The sequence below is a fragment of the Sphingomonas sp. So64.6b genome (genome assembly GCF_014171475.1).
GTDB classification, from domain to species: Bacteria; Pseudomonadota; Alphaproteobacteria; order Sphingomonadales; family Sphingomonadaceae; genus Sphingomonas; species Sphingomonas alpina_A.
Genome location: NZ_CP048817.1, coordinates 4,600,799 through 4,617,249 on the forward strand (window position 1 = coordinate 4,600,799; position 16,451 = coordinate 4,617,249).

Sequence of the window (16,451 nt, forward strand, 5' to 3'; positions counted from 1 at the left end):
CCTTTGATCGCGCGATCGCGCCGCCAGTACACCCGCCGCTCCCATGCAGCGTTATGCAGCGCTATCGCCATTCTGCCCATTGGTCGCATCGGCGGTCGCTGCTTCGCTTTCGGCCAGCAGTAAATTGACCAGCCGGGTGTGTACGGTGGCACGCGACCATACGATCCCGATCCGCCGTCCGACGACGGGCGTCGGCAGCGCTATCCGGGCGAGCGAAAGTCCGGCCGGCCAAGGCGGTGCCCAATCGGGCACCAGCGCCACGCCGAGGCCGCGATCCACCATCACGGCAATGGCATTAAGGGCGTTGAGTTCGAAGCGCTCCCTTGGCGTGATCCCGACCTTGCGCAGATAATCCTCGGCGCTGCGGCCGCCCCATTGATGCCGGTCGTAGCGAATCAGGGGTTCGGTACGGAGGAGATCATGCGGATCGCGGTGCGCGAGATGCCGGGGCGCCAGCATGATCAGCGCCTCTTCGCGCAGCATGCACCATTCGCACGTCTTCGGAATCGGATAGGGTGCTTCGAGCACGAAAGCGGCATCGAGCTCGCCGGCCTCGACCGCAGCGTAAAGCTGCGCTGAGCTGGCCGACTGGATATGCACGTTGATCGCCGGGGATTTGCCGATCAGCCGGGCGAGGATATCCGGCAGCATGCCACTGAGCGGCGTCGTGCACGCGCCCAGACGCAGATTGCCGCTGATGGCATCATCATGAGCGGTGTTGCGCAACTCGGCCGCGTTGCGAAGCAGTTCGCGCGCCTGGCCGAGAATTCGCCCGCCCTGCTCGGTCATGCGCACGGTGCGGCCGACGCGAACGATGAGCGGCGTGCCGAGCTCCCGTTCGAGCGCATGGAGCTGTTGCGCGACCGCCGAAGGGCTGACGTTGAGCGCCCGCGCCGCCGCCGCCATCGAGCCGCGATCGACCACCGTCACGAAAGTTTTCAGGAAATGGAGGTCGATGGCTCATCCTCCTGTGTGCGCCGCCGTCCGAACCGGCCAATCGGGACGATGAGGCCTTCCAGCGAACGCTGGGGCGCCGGAAAGAACAGGCTCGCGACATAACCCACCGCGATCGAGACGAAGATCGCGATCGCCAGGTAGAAATAGGGATGGACGAGATGAAAGATGCTCGCCGCAAGCGTGATCGCCGATGCCGCGACGATGCCGATCCCGACACCGGCGGCGTTGGCGCGGCGGGTGAACATGCCGAGCGTATAGGCGCCCGCACAGCTTCCACCAAGCACGCCGAACAGCTCAATCGACAGGTCGAGCAGCGAATGGATGTCGAGCTGCGACAGCAGCACTGCCAGTCCGATGCCGACCACGCCGACTAGCACTGTCATCCATTCGGCAAAGCGCACGGTCTTTTTCTGTGTCGGATTCTTGGCGAACTTCTCGTAGAAATCGACTGACAGCAAGGTTGCGACGCTGTTGATCGTGCCCGACAGCGTGCCCATTGCCGCCGCGAACAGGCCAGCGATGATCAGCCCGGTCACGCCGTGCGGCAGTTCCATTCCAATGAACGAGGGGAACACGGCATCGATCGGCAGAAGCGGATCGAGCCGAGCCGGATGCGCCTGGTAATATGCGAACAGCACCGTACCGATAACGTAGAAGATGAGGCCCCCGGGCAGCAGCACCGCCGCGAATAGCCAGATCGAGCGCCCGGCGTTCTTGTCCGACGAAGTCGCCAGCGCGCGCTGCATCAGGATCTGGTCCTTGGGGAAGGTCAGCACGGTGTCGAATAGGATAAGGATGAGGAAGCCCCACAAGGTCGGCTGGGTGAAATCGAAGCTGGTGTTGATCATATGGGTCTTGTCGGACGCCATTGCGGCCTGCTCGATCGCGGTAAAGCCGAGCGACCAGACGATATAGCCGATGGCGAAGAGCGCGCCGCCCATCAGCACGATAACCTGGATGAAATCGGTCCATATCACCGCGCGCATCCCGCCGAGCGCCGTGTAGATGATGGTGCAGACGCCGAGGATGCAGATGCAGCCGATCACGTTGAAGCCGGTGATCGTGCCGATCGCTAGCGCCGGCAGGAACAGCACCACGCCCATCCGCCCGCCGACATGCATCGCGATGCACAGCGCGCTCGCGAGCATGCGGATCGCGGGATGGAAGCGCTGCTCGAGATAGTTGAACACCGAGACGAGGTTGAGTCGGCGCAGCGCCGGGACCACCCAGATCGCAACGAACATCAGCCCGAACACGGTGACGATCTTCGAGGTCATATATTCCCAATTGGTCTCGAACGCCTTGGCCGGGATGGCGAGATAGCTGATCGAGCTGGTATTGCCGGCGAACATGCTGACGCCGGCCGCCCAAAAGGGAATGGAGCGGCTGCCGAGGAAGAAGTCGCTGGTCGAGTTGAGCTTGGCGCGGCGGTACATATAGCCGCCAACCCCAAGCATCGCTGCCATATAGACAATGATGATCGTCCAATCGAGGAGATCGAGCGCGCGGCGCTGCCGCTCGAGCTCGGCGACGGCGAAGGTCATCCGGCCGCCGTCGGCATGAGCGAGAACCAGCCCGTTACCCGCCGCCACGCCCGCATCGACACCGCCCGTCGCGCGATAGGGCATAGCCGCCCACGCGGCCGTGATCGTGTGGAAGGCGTACAGTTGAGTGCCCCGCTTCGTATCGGACACGAGATACAGGATATGTGCCTGGCCGATCGCGCGTGCTGCACCGGCCAGTACCGGGCCGGGGGTAGAGCCGCGTCCCTTCCATCCGTCCTTGTCGCCAAACGCCAAGAGCTGCTCGGCCGCCCCATTGCGCAGCGTCAGGTAGAGCACGCCATTCTGCACGGCGAGGGTCGTGGGCGTGCCGGCGCCGGGCCATGGCGCGCGCACGCGCCATGACGGGTCACCCAAAGTCAGGTCGAGCACCCGCGCGGTACCGCCGATGCTCCGGCCGGCGATCGTTACGGTTTCGCCGCTCACCACGGCTTGGGCGACCGTCAGCGGTTGGGGCAGCGCGGGAAGCGTACGCAACGATAGCGCGCCGTTATCGAGCTGGAGCATCGCCACATTGCTCATGGCGTGCGCATCTCCCCGGAGTAGCACGGCGCGCTGGCCATTGCTGGCGACAATGCGCGGCTTCCGGTCGGCGGGCAGGCGCGAACGATCGAGCGGCTGCCAAGCTCTGCGGTCCGCGGCGAGCGCCCAGGCGCCGTTAGGGCCGATCACCACGGTGCGCCCGCCAAGTGCCACCATCGTCGCACCGTCTCCGGCGGCGAGCGGAGGCAGGTTGGAGGCCTTGACCAGCGAGACGCTATCGTCCGCGGACGCGGGCAATGCGGCACCGGCGAGGCAAAAAGCGAGCAGGACGATCAACCGCCGAACGATACGGGAAAAAGCCATTATTCCTTGTCCGCCATCGCAAGCGTCGCGCGTGCCTGCTCGATCGCGGGCCGGTCGATCATCCGCCCGTCGAGCTGAAAGGCGCCGCGTCCGATCGCAGCGGCTTCATCCGCGGCAGCGACAATCCGGCGCGCCTGATCCAGCGCATCCGCGCGCGCGCCGAACACAGCGTTGGCAATAGCGATCTGCCGGGGATGAATGCAGCTCTTGCCGAGATAGCCAAGTGCGCGAGCCTGCTCGGCTTCAAGGCGAAAGCCCTGGTCGTCGGCTATGGCCGCATAGGCACCGTCATAGGCGAAGGCGCCGCCCTCGCCGGTGGCGAGTCGCATGGCGAGCATCACGGCATGGGCGCTGCCGAGTGCCCGGCGATCGATCGCGAGCGCTTCGAAAAGATCGTTGAGCCCCAGTTGCAAGCCGGCGATGCGGGGATGTGCCGTCGCGATCTCGGCTGCCCGCCGCAATGCGCGGGGTGTCTCGATGGTGATCAGCAGGCCGATCGGGCGGGTAATGGCGGCAGCTTGCTCGGCGCGTTCAAGCGCGGTCACCGCGGTGACGACATCGTCGGGATCTTCAAGCTTGGGGAGGTTGATCAGAGCGACATCGGGCAGCGCCATCGCAGCGATATCAGCGGCAAAATGCGGCGAGTGAGGCGCGTTGACGCGCACGATCACCTGCTTGCCGTTCGCCGCCAGCGCGGTGCGCGTCGCTTCGCTGGCCAGGAACCCGGCTATTGCACTGCGCGCTGCGGTCTTGCCGCCTGTCGTCACGGAGTCTTCGAGATCGAACGAGATGGCATCCGCCTCGCTCGCCAGTGCCTTGATAAAAAAATCGGGCCGTGCGCCCGGCACGAACAATTTGCTGCGCATCGTTGTCGCATCTCCCCTGTCGGACGCATGATAGCCGTAGCAGTGCGCGACGCGCCAGTGCGGGGGCGGGCATCAATTGCGTTTGGACGACAGTATTTGTGCTGTTTTCCTTAACGGTTGGGCTACCGCTCTCGTTGAAACCGCACAAAATGTCGTGTCTGAACGCAGCCGGGGCCCGGTTTAACGTGTTGCGCCGCGCGTCTAATGATGGCGCCAATAAAAAAATAGGGAGGGGATTATCATGCAAATGCTTGCACGTCTGGCGCTCGGCACGGCTCTCGCCGGAACGATGTGCTCCGCCGCTTACGCCGGCTCGCTGCCTTCCGGCACGGCCGCCGACGCAGCCGCGCAGACACCGGACCAGACCGCCACAGCGCCCGAAGAGGACACGACGCCAATTGTCGTCACCGGCACGAGATCGCCCAAGGCAATCGACAAGATCGCCGGCGCGATCACCATCATCTCTCCCGCTGAAGTGCAGCGCTCGCTGACCATCACCGAGGATGCGACCGCAGTGCTGGCCCGTACCGTCCCGGGCTATTCGGAATCGAACCAGACGCTCAACACGCTAGGCGAGACGATGCGTGGTCGCACCGCGCTCTATATGTTCGACGGCATCCCGCAGTCGACGCCGCTACGCGACGGCAGCCGCAACGCGACCTTCACCGACATGGCGACGATCGAGCGCATCGAAGTGATCGGCGGCGCATCTGCGTCCGAGGGCATCGGCGCGGCCGGCGGTATCATCAACTATATTTCCAAACGTGCGACCGAGCCCGGTACGCATTTTGGCGTGACCGGCCGGTTCGGCACCCAGTTCGACGACGACAGTGCGACCTGGAAGATTGGCGGAACGCTTAGCCACAAGTCGGGCGGGATCGATGTCTTCGCTGCTGGATCCTATCTGACGCGCGGTATCACCTACGACGCTCATGGCCGCCGTATCGGGATCAGCGCATCGAGCTCGGTTGCCGACTCGAAGCAATGGGATGGTTTCCTGAAGATCGGCACCAATTTCGGTGACGGCGATTCCCAGCGCGTCGAGGGTGTCGCGAGCTATTTCAAACTCAAGGCCAACGGTAATTATCACTATGTCGCCGGCAGCCGCACACTCGGCATTCCCGACACGGCGGAGCCCGGGCCGCCGACGGATCCGATCACGGGCCAGCTCCTGTTCGCCCCTGATTTCAACAAGTTCCAGCAATATGCGCTGAATTACAGCAACACTTCGTTGTTCGGCGGCAGTCTTGTGGCCACGGCCTATTATGCGAAGCAGGAGATGTGCTTCCCAGGCGATAACGGGATCGACAAGCAGGATCCACGCATCTCGCCGGGTGTCATCTTCGACCAATCGGAAATCCTGTCGAAGAAATACGGACTGCGCACCTCCTACACGCGCCCCGACTTCCTGCTGCAGGGTTTTGAACTGCGTTTCGGCATCGACGCGGTGCATGATCAGACTCAGCAATATCTCGCCCTGACCAATCGCGTTTGGGTGCCGCCGCTCAACTATACGAGCTTCGGCCCCTATGTGCAGCTGGCCTATGATCTCGGTCCAGTGACGCTGAGCGGCGGCTGGCGTCACGAAGACGGCAAGGTCAAGGTCGACGATTATACGACCACTTTTTACCGCAACAGCGTGTTGGTGAAGGGCGGCAACCTCAAATACAAGAATGACCTGCTCAACGCCGGCATCATCGGTCGCTTCGGCGGTGGATTCTCGGCCTTTGCGACCTATGGTGAAGGCTTCACTCTGCCCAATGCCGGTATCCCGCTGCGCAACGTGAACACGCCGGGCAAGACAGTCGAAGGCCTGTTCGATCTCCAGGCGGTGGTCTTCAAGAACAAGGAGGTCGGATTCAACTGGCGCGGCCGGATGGGTAGCGTCGGCGTTTCCTACTATCAGTCCAAGTCCGACCTGGGCTCAAGCCTCACGGTCGATCCGATAACTAAGGACTATGTGCTCAACCGCCGACCGATCAAGATCTATGGCTTCGACGTGACGGCGGAGTTCCGCCCGACCTCCACAGTGCGATTGAACGCCCTGTTCAGCCATGTGGTGGGCAAGACATCGGCTGCCAATGGCGTGACCGATCCGCTCGATGTGACGCTCGGTGTGCTCAACATCGCGCCCGACAAGGCCAATGGGCAGATATCCTGGCAGTTTACGCCAGAGGGGTCGATTTCGTTCGGCGCGACCAGCTTGTTCAGTCGCAACATCAATAAGGGCAAATCGACCGAGGAGCACACCAAGGGGTACACGCTGTTCGATGCGACGGCCGGCTACCGGGTCAATGATGTCGGCACCTTCTCCCTCGGTGTCGAAAATCTGTTCAACAAGTTCTATTTCCTGTCGTCGTCGCAGATCGATATCTACCAGAACTATTTTGCAGGTCGCGGGCGCACGGTGTCGCTGACCTTCCACCGCGACTTCTGACCTGGGAGCAAGACCTGCCATGACCACGCGCCACGGCACCGTGCTGGTGGCGGGATCCGCGAATGCCGATTTCGTCGTCCGGGCGCCGCGCATACCGGCGCCCGGCGAGACGGTGCTCGGTGAGGACCTCGCGATCATTCCTGGCGGCAAGGGCGCCAACCAGGCGGTCGCCTGTGCACGGGCCGGAGGTGGTGCGACGCGCATGCTCGTCGCGTTGGGCGAAGACACGCTGGCGCCGATGATTGAGACGTCGTTGCGCGCGGCTGGCGTGATGCTCGACGTCATAACGTCGGACAGGCCGACCGGGGCGGCGCTGATCACCGTGTCGCATGACGGGGAAAATGCCATCACCGTCGCGCCGGGGGCCAATGCGCAGCTGCGGCCAGGCGACCTGCCCTCGCTCGACGGGGTCAGTCATTTGCTGATGCAGCTGGAAATCCCGCTCGACACGGTCATGGTCTTTGCCGCCGCCGCACGCGCGGCAGGCTTGACGGTAATGCTCAACGCGGCGCCTGCGCGGCCGCTGCCCGAGGAACTGCTGGCGACGCTCGACATACTCGTCGTCAACGAGGAGGAACTCGCGCGCATCGTTGGTGACGACGGATCGGTCGCCGATCGCCTCGCTGCGACCGGCGTGCCCTGCGCGATCGTGACGCTGGGCGGGCGGGGCTGCTGCGCGCTGGCTGAGGGCGCATTCTTCGTTCAGCCCGCCTTTGCGGTTTCGCCAATCGACACCACGGCGGCGGGCGACACGTTTTGCGGCGTGCTTGCGGCGACGCTCGCCGCCGGTCACGATCTTACACAGGCGCTGCGCGCGGCAAGTGCCGCCGGTGCCCTGGCGACCACCCGCACGGGAGCGCAGACCAGCATTCCTACCGCTGCCGAGGTCGCCACCCTGCTCGATACGCCGAATGACCCCGGCCGAGCCGCCGCGCTGGCAGACTATTGCGGCGTGAACCACTATGCCGGGATCACCGATTCCCGCCCGCAAGGCCAGTCATGACGCACTCCCCGCATCGCACCAGCAGCGACATCAAATTCTCCCACGCGCTGACGGGGCCGTTTCTGCCGCAGCCCGGCAAGGTGCCGGGCTGGCCGTTCGCCGAGATGGGGCGATGGAAAATCGATGTCGACGGCGCGATCGACGATTGGCTGCAGGGCCTGCGCGAATGGCGCACTGAGCACCTCATCCGGATCGGCTTCGACGACGCGGCCTATCGCCGGCCTGAGCTGGCCTGGGCGCAACGCAACTTCGTCCATGTCCAGATGATGGCTGAGGACCGCTACCTCTATGATCCGGACACCGGTCGCTACACGGTCGACCGTTATCTCGACGATCTGGAGGCGCGCTTCGGCGGGGTCGACAGCGTGCTGCTGTGGTATATCTATCCCAATATCGGGATCGACGATCGCAACCAGTTCGACCTGATCGAGGCGCTGCCCGGCGGGATCGAGGGCGTGTGCGGCATGGTCGACGATTTTCATGCGCGCGGCGTCAAGGTGCTGTTGCCGACCATGCCGTGGGACAATGGCACCCGCCCCGCCGGCAGGCCCGACTGGGAACGGATGGCCGATCTGGTCGTCGCGACCGGCGCCGATGGCATCAACGGCGACACCTATAGCGGCGTGCCGCGCGCCTTTCTCGAAGCGTGCGACGCGCGCGGCCGCTCGGTCGTGCTGCAGCCAGAGACGACCGCCCAGGCCGGTGACCATATCCTGTCATGGAATGTGCAGAGCTGGGCCAAGCGCATTCCGACCGACACCATCCCGGCCGTGCTCAAGCTGAAATGGCTCGAGCCGCGGCATATCATCAACATCGAGAACCGCTGGGGCCGCGAGCGCAACAACGACCTGCAACAGGCCTTCTTCAACGGCATCGGCTACAATGCCTGGGAGAATGTCTTCGGTTTCATGAACCAGCTGACGCCGCGTGACGGCGAGACGCTGCGCCGCGTCGCGACCGTGCAGCGCCGCTTCGCCCCGCTGCTGGTCAGCGCCGATTGGACGCCCTTTGCGCACACGCTTCAGGCCGGGGTGTTCGCCAGCCGCTTTCCGGGCGAGGGCATGACGCTGTGGACCATCGTCAACCGCAATGAATATGCGGTGGACGGCGAGCAGGTCGTCCTGCCGCATGCCGCGGGCGCGTCCTATTTCGATGTGTGGAACGGCACGTCCCTGACACCGCGTATCGCCGATGATCAGGCGGTGTTCGCGTTGCCGCTCGAAGGGCGGGGGTTCGGCGGCATCCTTGCTATGACCGATGCAGCGCCCGAATGGCTGCCCGGCTTCCTCGACACAATGCGTGCCCACGCCGCGACGCCGCTCGCCGAATATTCGGCCGAGTGGCGCTCGCTGCAGCAGGAGCTCGTCGCCATCGCGCCGACGGCGCGAGCCGAGACGCTGCCCGAGAGCATGGTGGATATTCCCGCCGGCACGTTCGACTTTGCCGTGCATGGCGTGGTGATCGAGGGCTACGCCGCCGAGGGCGTCGACGTACAATATCCATGGGAGCCGAACGCCCGGCGCCATCACCGCCAACGGCTCGACGTCGCGGCCTTCGCAATAGACCGTTTCCCGGTGACCAATGCCGCGTTCAAACTGTTCCTAGATGCGAGCGGCTATCACCCGGCCGATGCGCATAACTTCCTGCTTCACTGGCAGGATGGTGCGCCGCCGTCGGGATGGGGCAATAAGCCGGTCACCTGGGTGTCGATCGAGGATGCTCGTGCCTATGCCGCCTGGGCGGGCAAACGCCTGCCGCGCGAGTGGGAATGGCACTACGCCGCGCAAGGGCGGGACGGTCGTCGTTACCCTTGGGGTGATGATTGGAATTCCGCTGCGGTGCCCGAACCGGCCTGTGGTCGGACAATGCCGGTTCCCGCCGATGTCGACGCGCACCCGGCCGGCGCAAGCCCGTTCGGAGTGATGGATCTGGTCGGCAATGTCTGGCAGTGGACCGACGAATATCGCGACGAGCATGTCCGCGGCGCGGTGCTGCGCGGGGGCAGCGCCTATCAGCCGCAGACCTCGCACTGGTATTTCCCTCAGGCCTATGCGCTCGATCAACATGGCAAGTTTTTGCTCATGTCGCCAGGCAAGGACCGCTCGGCGGGGATCGGATTCCGTTGTGTCGTCGATCGCTGACCTCGCCCTCACGCCGGCTGTTATCGCGAAGCTGCCCGGAGCAATGACCTTTGCTGCGCCTGACGCGGTAGCGCTGGGCGGCGTGCTCGGCGAGGCGCTCGCCGCCAATCATCGCGGCCGGCTGTCGCGTTTCATTGTCGACGAGACGAGTCCGGCCATCGCGCTGTTCGAAGCCGCCGAGACGTGCTGCAATATCGCCGGCGACTGGTATGGCGAGCATGCCGGCAAATGGCTTCAGGCCGCGACGCGCGCTGCCATCCGCACCGGCGACAAGGCTCTGCTGGAGCATGTCCGCCATGTCGCCGATCATCTGGTCGCGCTGCAGGATAGCGATGGGTATCTCGGCAACTACGCGCCCGAGCGTCGTTTCACCCAGCCGCAGCCGGCCAGGCCGGAAAGCTGGGACGGGGCGCCCGCTTTGCGCACCTGGGACATATGGACTCATAGCTATCTGATGCTCGGGCTGCTCGAGCTGGCTCGCCATACCGGCGAGCGCTGCTATCGCGACGCTGCCGCGCGGATCGGCGATCTGGTATGGCGCACGCTCAGCGAAGGGCAGGTTACGATCACCGGTCTCGGCAATCATTTCGGCCTGTCGGCGAGTGTCGTGATTGACCCCGCCATTGAACTCCATGCCGCGACCGGTGAACAACGATATCTTGACCTCGCGCGCCTCGTGCTCGGCCAGATCGATCGCGAACCGCGCAACGCGCTTTTGTCGCGCGCTCTCGCCGGCGCGGACGCATCGGAAATCGCCACCGGCAAGGTCTATCAATTGCTATGGAATCTGGTCGGCATCGCCAAGCTGTACCGCGCCACCGGCGAAGGCGACTATCTGCGTGCGGTCGAGCACCTTTGGCGCAACGTGCGTGACCATCACTTGACGCTGGGCGGCGCGCCATATGGCGGCATCGCGCATCGTTCGCGCGAGGTGTTCAACCCTGCCGGCGTGTTCAGCCCGTACGGCTATGTCGAGACCTGCTCGACCATGGCGTGGATCCAGCTCAACCGCGAACTGCTGGCGATCACCGGGGCGGCGCACTATGCTCAGGAAATCGAACGCACCGCCTATAACGACTTGCTCGGTGCTCAGGCCCCGAATGGTGAGGACTGGTGCTATTACAGCTTCCCCAACGGCCGCCGCGTTCACACCACCTATTGGCGCTGCTGCAAGTCGAGCGGGGCGGTCGCGCTCGAGGAACTGGCGCCGGTCGCGTACGGCGTGACGGCGGACGGTGCCGTCGCGGTGAACCTGCTCGGCCCGTCGGTGGCGAGGCTGGGGACGACTGCCGGCGCGGTAATGATCGAGCAGCGGACCCGCTACCCGTTCGACGGCGCCATCGATCTGCTCGTAACGCCGGAGCCCGCTGAGTCCTTTGCGATCGATATCCGCATTCCTGACTGGGCCGAGGGCGCGACACTGGCCGTGAACGGGGCGCCGGGGACGGATGTGGTTGCCGGCCTCTATGCCCGCATCGCCCGGACCTGGCAGGCCGGCGACATCGTGACGCTGCGTCTTCCATTGGTACCGCGCCTGCACCGCGGCATCGCGCGCAACGTGCAGGAGTCACTGGCGCCGGGCGGCGAGCCGGTGCGACAGGAAGTACTGCACTTCGACTATGCCGCGATCACGCTTGGCCCGCTGGTTTATGCCACCGGCCTGGTCGATGACTTCAAGGTCGAAGAAACGATCCGTCTGCCCGATGCTCCCGCTAAAGACTGGCTGACCGTCATACCGGCCAGCGGGGAAGCACCGGGCGACACCGTGCGGTTGAGCCCACAGGGGCGCGCGCCCATCGACTATGCGCCCTGGTACCGCGCCGGCGGCATGGCGGATGGGACGTGGCGGCTGACCTGGCTGATGTTGGCACCGGAGGGATCGTCATGACCGCGCGATCGTTGTTCAGCAGTGCCAGGCGCACTGGTCCGGCCGGGCCCCTCAGCGGGGTCAAGGTGCTCGACCTCAGTGCTTATATCGCCGGCCCCTATGGCTGTACCCTGCTCGCCGACCAAGGTGCAGATGTGATCAAGGTCGAGCCGCCCGGCGGCGACAATCTGCGCCAATATCCGTCCACCCTGCAGGGCGAGAACCGCGCCTTTCTCGGCGTCAATCGCAGCAAGCAGGGCGCCATGCTCGACCTCAAGAACGCAGAGGATCGCGCGGTATTACTCGCTCTCGCCGACGAAGCCGATGTGCTGGTGCATAATTTTCGCCCCGGCGTGCCCGAGCGGCTGGGGATCGATTTCGACCAGCTCAGCGCCCGCAATTCCAGGCTGATCTATTGCGCAGTGACCGGTTATGGCGAGGAGGGGCCGCTGCGCGACCGTGCCGGTTACGATCAGGTGCTGCAAGCAATGACCGGCATGTGCGTGCTTCAGGGCAAGCCGGGATGTGAGCCCGAGCTCACCTATGGTTCTCCGGTCGACTATTATGCCGCAGCGCTGGTCGCCGCCGGCGTCGCCTCGGCGCTGTTCGAACGCGAGCGCAGCGGGCGCGGGCAGTTCGTGGGCGTGTCGCTGCTGCGCAGCGCGCTCACCATGCAGTCGGCGCGGCTTATCTGTGCCCAGGGTGAAACGCTCGACATCTGGCGCGACATGCGCTCGGGCGGCATTACGGGTCTCTACCCCACCGCTGACGGGCATATTTATCTTTCCGCCAATACGCCGCGCTTCTGGCATGCGCTGTGCCGGCTAACCTGCCTGGCCGAGCTCGGCGATGACCCCCGCTACGACAGCGTCAAGAAGCGCGCGGAGCACGCCGGAGAGATCGTTCCACGTCTAAAGGAAGTCCTGATGACGCGTAATGCGCGGGAATGGGAAGAACTCCTGGCCGATCAGGTGCCTTGCTCCGTCGCGCGTCCGGTCGAGGACATGTTCGATCATCCACAGGTTCTGGCCGAGGAATTGATCGCGCCGATCGCGCATGACGCGCTCGGCAGCTATCGCGGTGTAACGCGGCCGATCAAATATGGGCGCACACCCGGACCCGATCCCTTTGCCGCGCCTCTGCTCGGGCAGGACACGATGCGAGTGAAACGAGGGCCGGCAGCCGACTGACTAAGGTGAACGGCGCGCATCGCGATCACCGCTGATTTCTGTTCGTCTACAATGTTCTGGAAAAAGCCGCCGTGTTGGATACAACTTCTCCGGGTGGTTGCATTGAAATCAGGGGCCGTCGGACTTGGGCCGGCGAAGGACCGGCGGTTTTCATGACAACCTGTTATCGATGTCGCGCAGCCGGTTACGGCGACCATAAAATCTGCACGCCAATCTGCGCCAAAGACGACCTTTGGTGGAAAACACTCGGCCGCAGCTGACCTCGCCTTAGGGAACCCATCAAGGTTGGTCAGCACCGCTCAATTTATCCGCCCGCAGGACCGCCAATAGCAGCTGGACCTATCGCGCGGCCGCGCCATCCGGACTGACGGCGCTTCGACCCGATGCGCCGGTCACGCCCGTAGCGCGACGCCCAACGGCGGCGGCAGCCTGTGGGCCCGGGACGAGCGGATCCGGGCGCGCAACTCCCGCGGGCCAAGCCCCGATCTTCGCTGGATCAGACCACGCAAAGTCGAGGGGTCTGAATAGCCCACACGGTACGCGACTTCTTCGAATGCCAGCGTCGTCGTCTCGATCAGTTCGACGGCGCGCTCGACGCGCAATTGCTGGAGGAAGCGGACCGGCGACATGCCTGTAGCTGCTGTCACTCGTCGCGAGAAGGTCCGCGGCGACTGGCCGACCGCGTCCGCCACGTCGTTGACACTAATGCCGTCGCCGAGGCGGGGGCGCGCCCAAGCCGCAGCGCGCGCGACACTTTCGCTGGAGGCAGCGAGCAGTCCGATCGCCATATAGGGGAGCTGCGAGCGCCGTTCGTCGAGCACCATGCGCCGCGCACAGCCTTCGGCCACCTCCGCGCCTGCATAGCGTGCGATCAGTCCGACCATCAGGTCGATCTGGGCCATTGCCGCGCCCGCGGTCGTGAACGCGCCGTCTCTCAGCACCAATTCGTCAATGTCGAGTGCTACCGCTGGATAGAGCTGGTCGAACACAGGGGCGAGCCACCAGGCGCTGGTTGCGCGTTTTCCGTCCAGCAGGCCGGTGCTGGCGAGCAGCAGGCTGCCGGTGCAAGAGGCGGTGATGTGTGCGCCCGCCCTTCGTGCCGCCAGGATCAAGTCACGGGCGATGATGGTGTCGGGTTCGGTAAGCCGAGTTCGATAGCATTCCGCCTTGGACAGGCCTTGCGCGGGGATGATGAACAGCTCCGGTTCGTCATGCGACGCCTCGGGGAAGGCGAGAAATGGTCGAAACAGCCCAGCGCCCGGCCCAACGATACGGACCTCGAACGCCAGCGGGCGGCCTGCGGCGATACAGATCCGATTGGCCATCGCCAGCACATCGATGGTGACCGTGACGCTGGATGCCAGCGCGGTTTCGAGCGTAAGTATCGTCGTGGCGATCATCTCGCGTCGTCCCTGTTCCGCTGCCCGCATTTGGCGCCACACAACGCTTCAATAGACCGCGCCGCTCTTGTGCGTAAAGCGCCAGCCGCCCCCAATGGCTCTGCAGCTGGCGATGCCAGATTGGTCGCCAGGCGCCTGCTTCGTTCGGCCAGAACCGCGCGTGGCAAATTCGCTAGGGTATGCGGAAGCGGTTCGCGCCCGCGGGTCGGTGGCGATCCACGCTATTTCGATCGTCTTGTCCATCACCTCGCGTGATTCCGGAAAACGGTGCTGACCGCCGCCATGTCGAGCGCGCCGCCTCCATCGTCGATCACCGCTTCGAAAAGTTGCCGGCTGCGATCCAACAACACGGCATCGGCACCAGCGGCGGCCGCGGCCTCGGATACCAATGCTGCGTTCTTGCAGACGTCTTTGATTGCCGCCTCCGGCGAGAAGTCGCGCCGAACCATCTTATCAAGCTTGGCCATGGCCACATCGCTGCGCAATGGCCCCGAGCGGATGATCTCCTGGAACAGCGCCAAATTCACCCCCATCGCGACCGCGAGATTAGCAGCCTCGGCCAGCGAAGCGATCGTGGCGATCAGATAGAGGTTGACTGCAAGCTTCATAGCTGTGGCGGAGGGGACCGGGCCGATGACCCGCATTTCGCGGCACATCGGCGCGAGCAGCGGGCGCGATCGCTCGACCGCCTCGGCGTCGCCGGCCAGCATCGCCACCAGCGTGCCGCGTTCGGCAGGGCCGCGCGAGCCCGAGACCGGCGCTTCCACAAACGCGCCGCCGCCCGCGTGAATTTCGGTTTCGAGCGCGCGTGAATATCCAGGCGCATGCGTGCCCATGTTGATGATCAACTTGCCGGCGACGCGGTCGCCGAGCGATGCATCAGCCCGGCCGAGCACGAAATCGGCGGCTGCATCGTCGCGCAACATCAGGATGATCGCGTCGCACGCCGCAAAGAGGGCCTTGGGTGTATCCACCGCGTTGGCGCCAAGGGCAGCTAGTCTCGCGCGGGGGGGGGCGGACCGGTTATAGACGGTCAGATCTTGGCCAGCGTGCCTGAGACGGGCAGCCATTGGCTCCCCCATCAGACCCAAACCTGCAAACCCCAAACGCATACCCGATTATAGCCGCGCATAATTCGTCAGGTAGTGGCGATTTCGCCGCTCATCGAGCTTAGCTCGCCAAATTCTGGTCAAAGGAGGTGAAAAGATTGTGCGCCGCTGGACGACGGCCTCGGGCGCAAGTGCCGGCCGCAGCTCAAGCTGGCTAAGCATGTCCACGCCGCGCGAAAGCACAAGCTTTGGTTCGACGTGACTAGGTTAATGCCGATGCAGGCGTCAGTTAAGGTCGCCACCAAGTCGTGTTCTGGTAGATGACGGCACCATCGACGTCCGGCGCGTCACTATCCATTCGTCGCGCAATCCCGGCCTGAGCGAGAAATGCATCGTGTCTACGGATCGACGCGAAGTCGTGTCAGCATGAGCATCACAATGGCCAGGTCTTTTAGCGCGCCACTCCCAAGGAGGATCAAATCGCCCCGCCCACAAACCCAGCCGTTGTCCGCGTGCGTCATTCTGCGTGTCTGAATATTGCCCCTCGACGTCCATTGCTGCGTCTCGCGTCACCATGTCCAGGTTCAACGAGTCGATACCGTTCTCGCATGACTCTGCCGTACCGCACGGTATGTCGCGGACAAAACACCGGCCAATAAAGCGTCGAGACGAAATGTCGGGTCCTTCACGACGGCACGCTACGGTGCGACCATCTATCAACTCTGCGAGTTCCGTTTGGGCGTAGTCGCCGCAGCGCCACGGGCGTCCGCCACGTTCACAGAACTGGCTGAGTTCAGGCGCGCCGATCGTCCACAGGTCGACCTCCACACCATCGATCTGGAGCGTGTCCCATCCACACTCCGGGCTCTGCCAAAGAGCTCCGCGGGCAGCTTAGCGCTTGTTGAGCGAGCGCCGGCGGCGCCCCGGCAGGGGCGGCCGAACGCTCTGCAGCGAGGGCGGCAGCCCGCCTTGCATCCGCTTGCTTGATCGGATGTACATGGGGCCGCACGACGTCGTACAGAAATAGGCCAGCACCCAGAATGGCTGCCAGCAGCAAGAGCCAGCGCATGGCTCAGCCAAATCGCGATACATGGGTTGTCGGCATGGGCGATCTCCTTTTGGATGAGCCATTC

10 protein-coding genes are annotated in these 16,451 nt (G+C 64.3%); 5 read left to right on the forward strand and 5 right to left on the reverse strand.

Going from position 1 to position 16,451, the window contains the following annotated elements; translation table 11 throughout:
- Positions 1-51: 51 nt before the first annotated feature.
- From G4G27_RS22040 to G4G27_RS22050, 3 genes are read right to left on the reverse strand one after another with little or no spacing between them, the layout of a single operon-like run.
- A complete protein-coding gene (locus tag G4G27_RS22040) occupies positions 52-930 on the reverse strand; it encodes a LysR family transcriptional regulator (RefSeq protein ID WP_202049615.1) in 879 nt (292 codons plus the stop codon).
- An 8-nt stretch (positions 931-938) separates the two neighbouring features.
- Positions 939-3,365, reverse strand: coding sequence for a sodium:solute symporter (locus G4G27_RS22045; RefSeq protein ID WP_183110614.1), 2,427 nt, complete (start codon positions 3,363-3,365; stop codon positions 939-941).
- A complete protein-coding gene (locus G4G27_RS22050; RefSeq protein ID WP_183110615.1) occupies positions 3,365-4,231 on the reverse strand; it encodes a CoA ester lyase in 867 nt (288 codons plus the stop codon). Before G4G27_RS22050 ends, G4G27_RS22045 begins: the two co-directional genes overlap by 1 nt.
- Positions 4,232-4,472: 241 nt before the next feature.
- Between G4G27_RS22050 and G4G27_RS22055 the strand changes: the two genes are divergently transcribed.
- The 5 genes from G4G27_RS22055 to G4G27_RS22075 are packed head-to-tail and all read left to right on the forward strand — an operon-like array spanning position 4,473 to position 12,869.
- Positions 4,473-6,668 (forward strand): TonB-dependent receptor, encoded by a 2,196-nt coding sequence (locus G4G27_RS22055; RefSeq protein WP_183110616.1) that lies wholly within the window; start codon positions 4,473-4,475, stop codon positions 6,666-6,668.
- 19 nt (positions 6,669-6,687) lie between these two features.
- Positions 6,688-7,671 carry a ribokinase gene (locus G4G27_RS22060; protein ID WP_183110617.1) on the forward strand — a complete coding sequence of 328 codons (984 nt, stop codon included), beginning with the start codon at positions 6,688-6,690 and terminating at the stop codon, positions 7,669-7,671.
- On the forward strand, positions 7,668-9,812 hold the full coding sequence (locus G4G27_RS24275; protein WP_183110618.1) for an SUMF1/EgtB/PvdO family nonheme iron enzyme: 2,145 nt from the start codon (positions 7,668-7,670) through the stop codon (positions 9,810-9,812). The genes G4G27_RS22060 and G4G27_RS24275 overlap by 4 nt, the downstream gene beginning before the upstream one ends.
- Positions 9,796-11,700: a beta-L-arabinofuranosidase domain-containing protein gene (locus G4G27_RS22070; RefSeq protein WP_202049616.1), complete on the forward strand. Its 1,905-nt coding sequence runs from the start codon at positions 9,796-9,798 to the stop codon at positions 11,698-11,700. Before G4G27_RS24275 ends, G4G27_RS22070 begins: the two co-directional genes overlap by 17 nt.
- Positions 11,697-12,869, forward strand: coding sequence for a CoA transferase (locus G4G27_RS22075; RefSeq protein ID WP_183110619.1), 1,173 nt, complete (start codon positions 11,697-11,699; stop codon positions 12,867-12,869). Before G4G27_RS22070 ends, G4G27_RS22075 begins: the two co-directional genes overlap by 4 nt.
- Positions 12,870-13,261: 392 nt before the next feature.
- Here G4G27_RS22075 and G4G27_RS22080 read toward each other — a convergent pair whose 3' ends face one another.
- Positions 13,262-14,269, reverse strand: coding sequence for a helix-turn-helix domain-containing protein (locus G4G27_RS22080; RefSeq protein WP_183110620.1), 1,008 nt, complete (start codon positions 14,267-14,269; stop codon positions 13,262-13,264).
- Positions 14,270-14,511: 242 nt separating this feature from the next.
- Positions 14,512-15,381, reverse strand: a complete 870-nt coding sequence (locus G4G27_RS22085; protein ID WP_183110621.1) for an NAD(P)-dependent oxidoreductase — start codon at positions 15,379-15,381, stop codon at positions 14,512-14,514.
- Positions 15,382-16,451: the final 1,070 nt, after the last annotated feature.

What these genes read in the sequence shown, in the direction of transcription:
- G4G27_RS22045 (WP_183110614.1), bottom strand. Translation starts at nt 3,365, where the DNA reads ATGGCTTTTTCCCGTATCGTTCGGCGGTTGATCGTCCTGCTCGCTTTT.
- G4G27_RS22050 (WP_183110615.1), bottom strand. Translation starts at nt 4,231, where the DNA reads ATGCGCAGCAAATTGTTCGTGCCGGGCGCACGGCCCGATTTTTTTATC.
- G4G27_RS22055 (WP_183110616.1), top strand. Translation starts at nt 4,473, where the DNA reads ATGCAAATGCTTGCACGTCTGGCGCTCGGCACGGCTCTCGCCGGAACG.
- G4G27_RS22060 (WP_183110617.1), top strand. Translation starts at nt 6,688, where the DNA reads ATGACCACGCGCCACGGCACCGTGCTGGTGGCGGGATCCGCGAATGCC.
- G4G27_RS24275 (WP_183110618.1), top strand. Translation starts at nt 7,668, where the DNA reads ATGACGCACTCCCCGCATCGCACCAGCAGCGACATCAAATTCTCCCAC.
- G4G27_RS22075 (WP_183110619.1), top strand. Translation starts at nt 11,697, where the DNA reads ATGACCGCGCGATCGTTGTTCAGCAGTGCCAGGCGCACTGGTCCGGCC.
- G4G27_RS22080 (WP_183110620.1), bottom strand. Translation starts at nt 14,269, where the DNA reads ATGATCGCCACGACGATACTTACGCTCGAAACCGCGCTGGCATCCAGC.
- G4G27_RS22085 (WP_183110621.1), bottom strand. Translation starts at nt 15,381, where the DNA reads ATGCGTTTGGGGTTTGCAGGTTTGGGTCTGATGGGGGAGCCAATGGCT.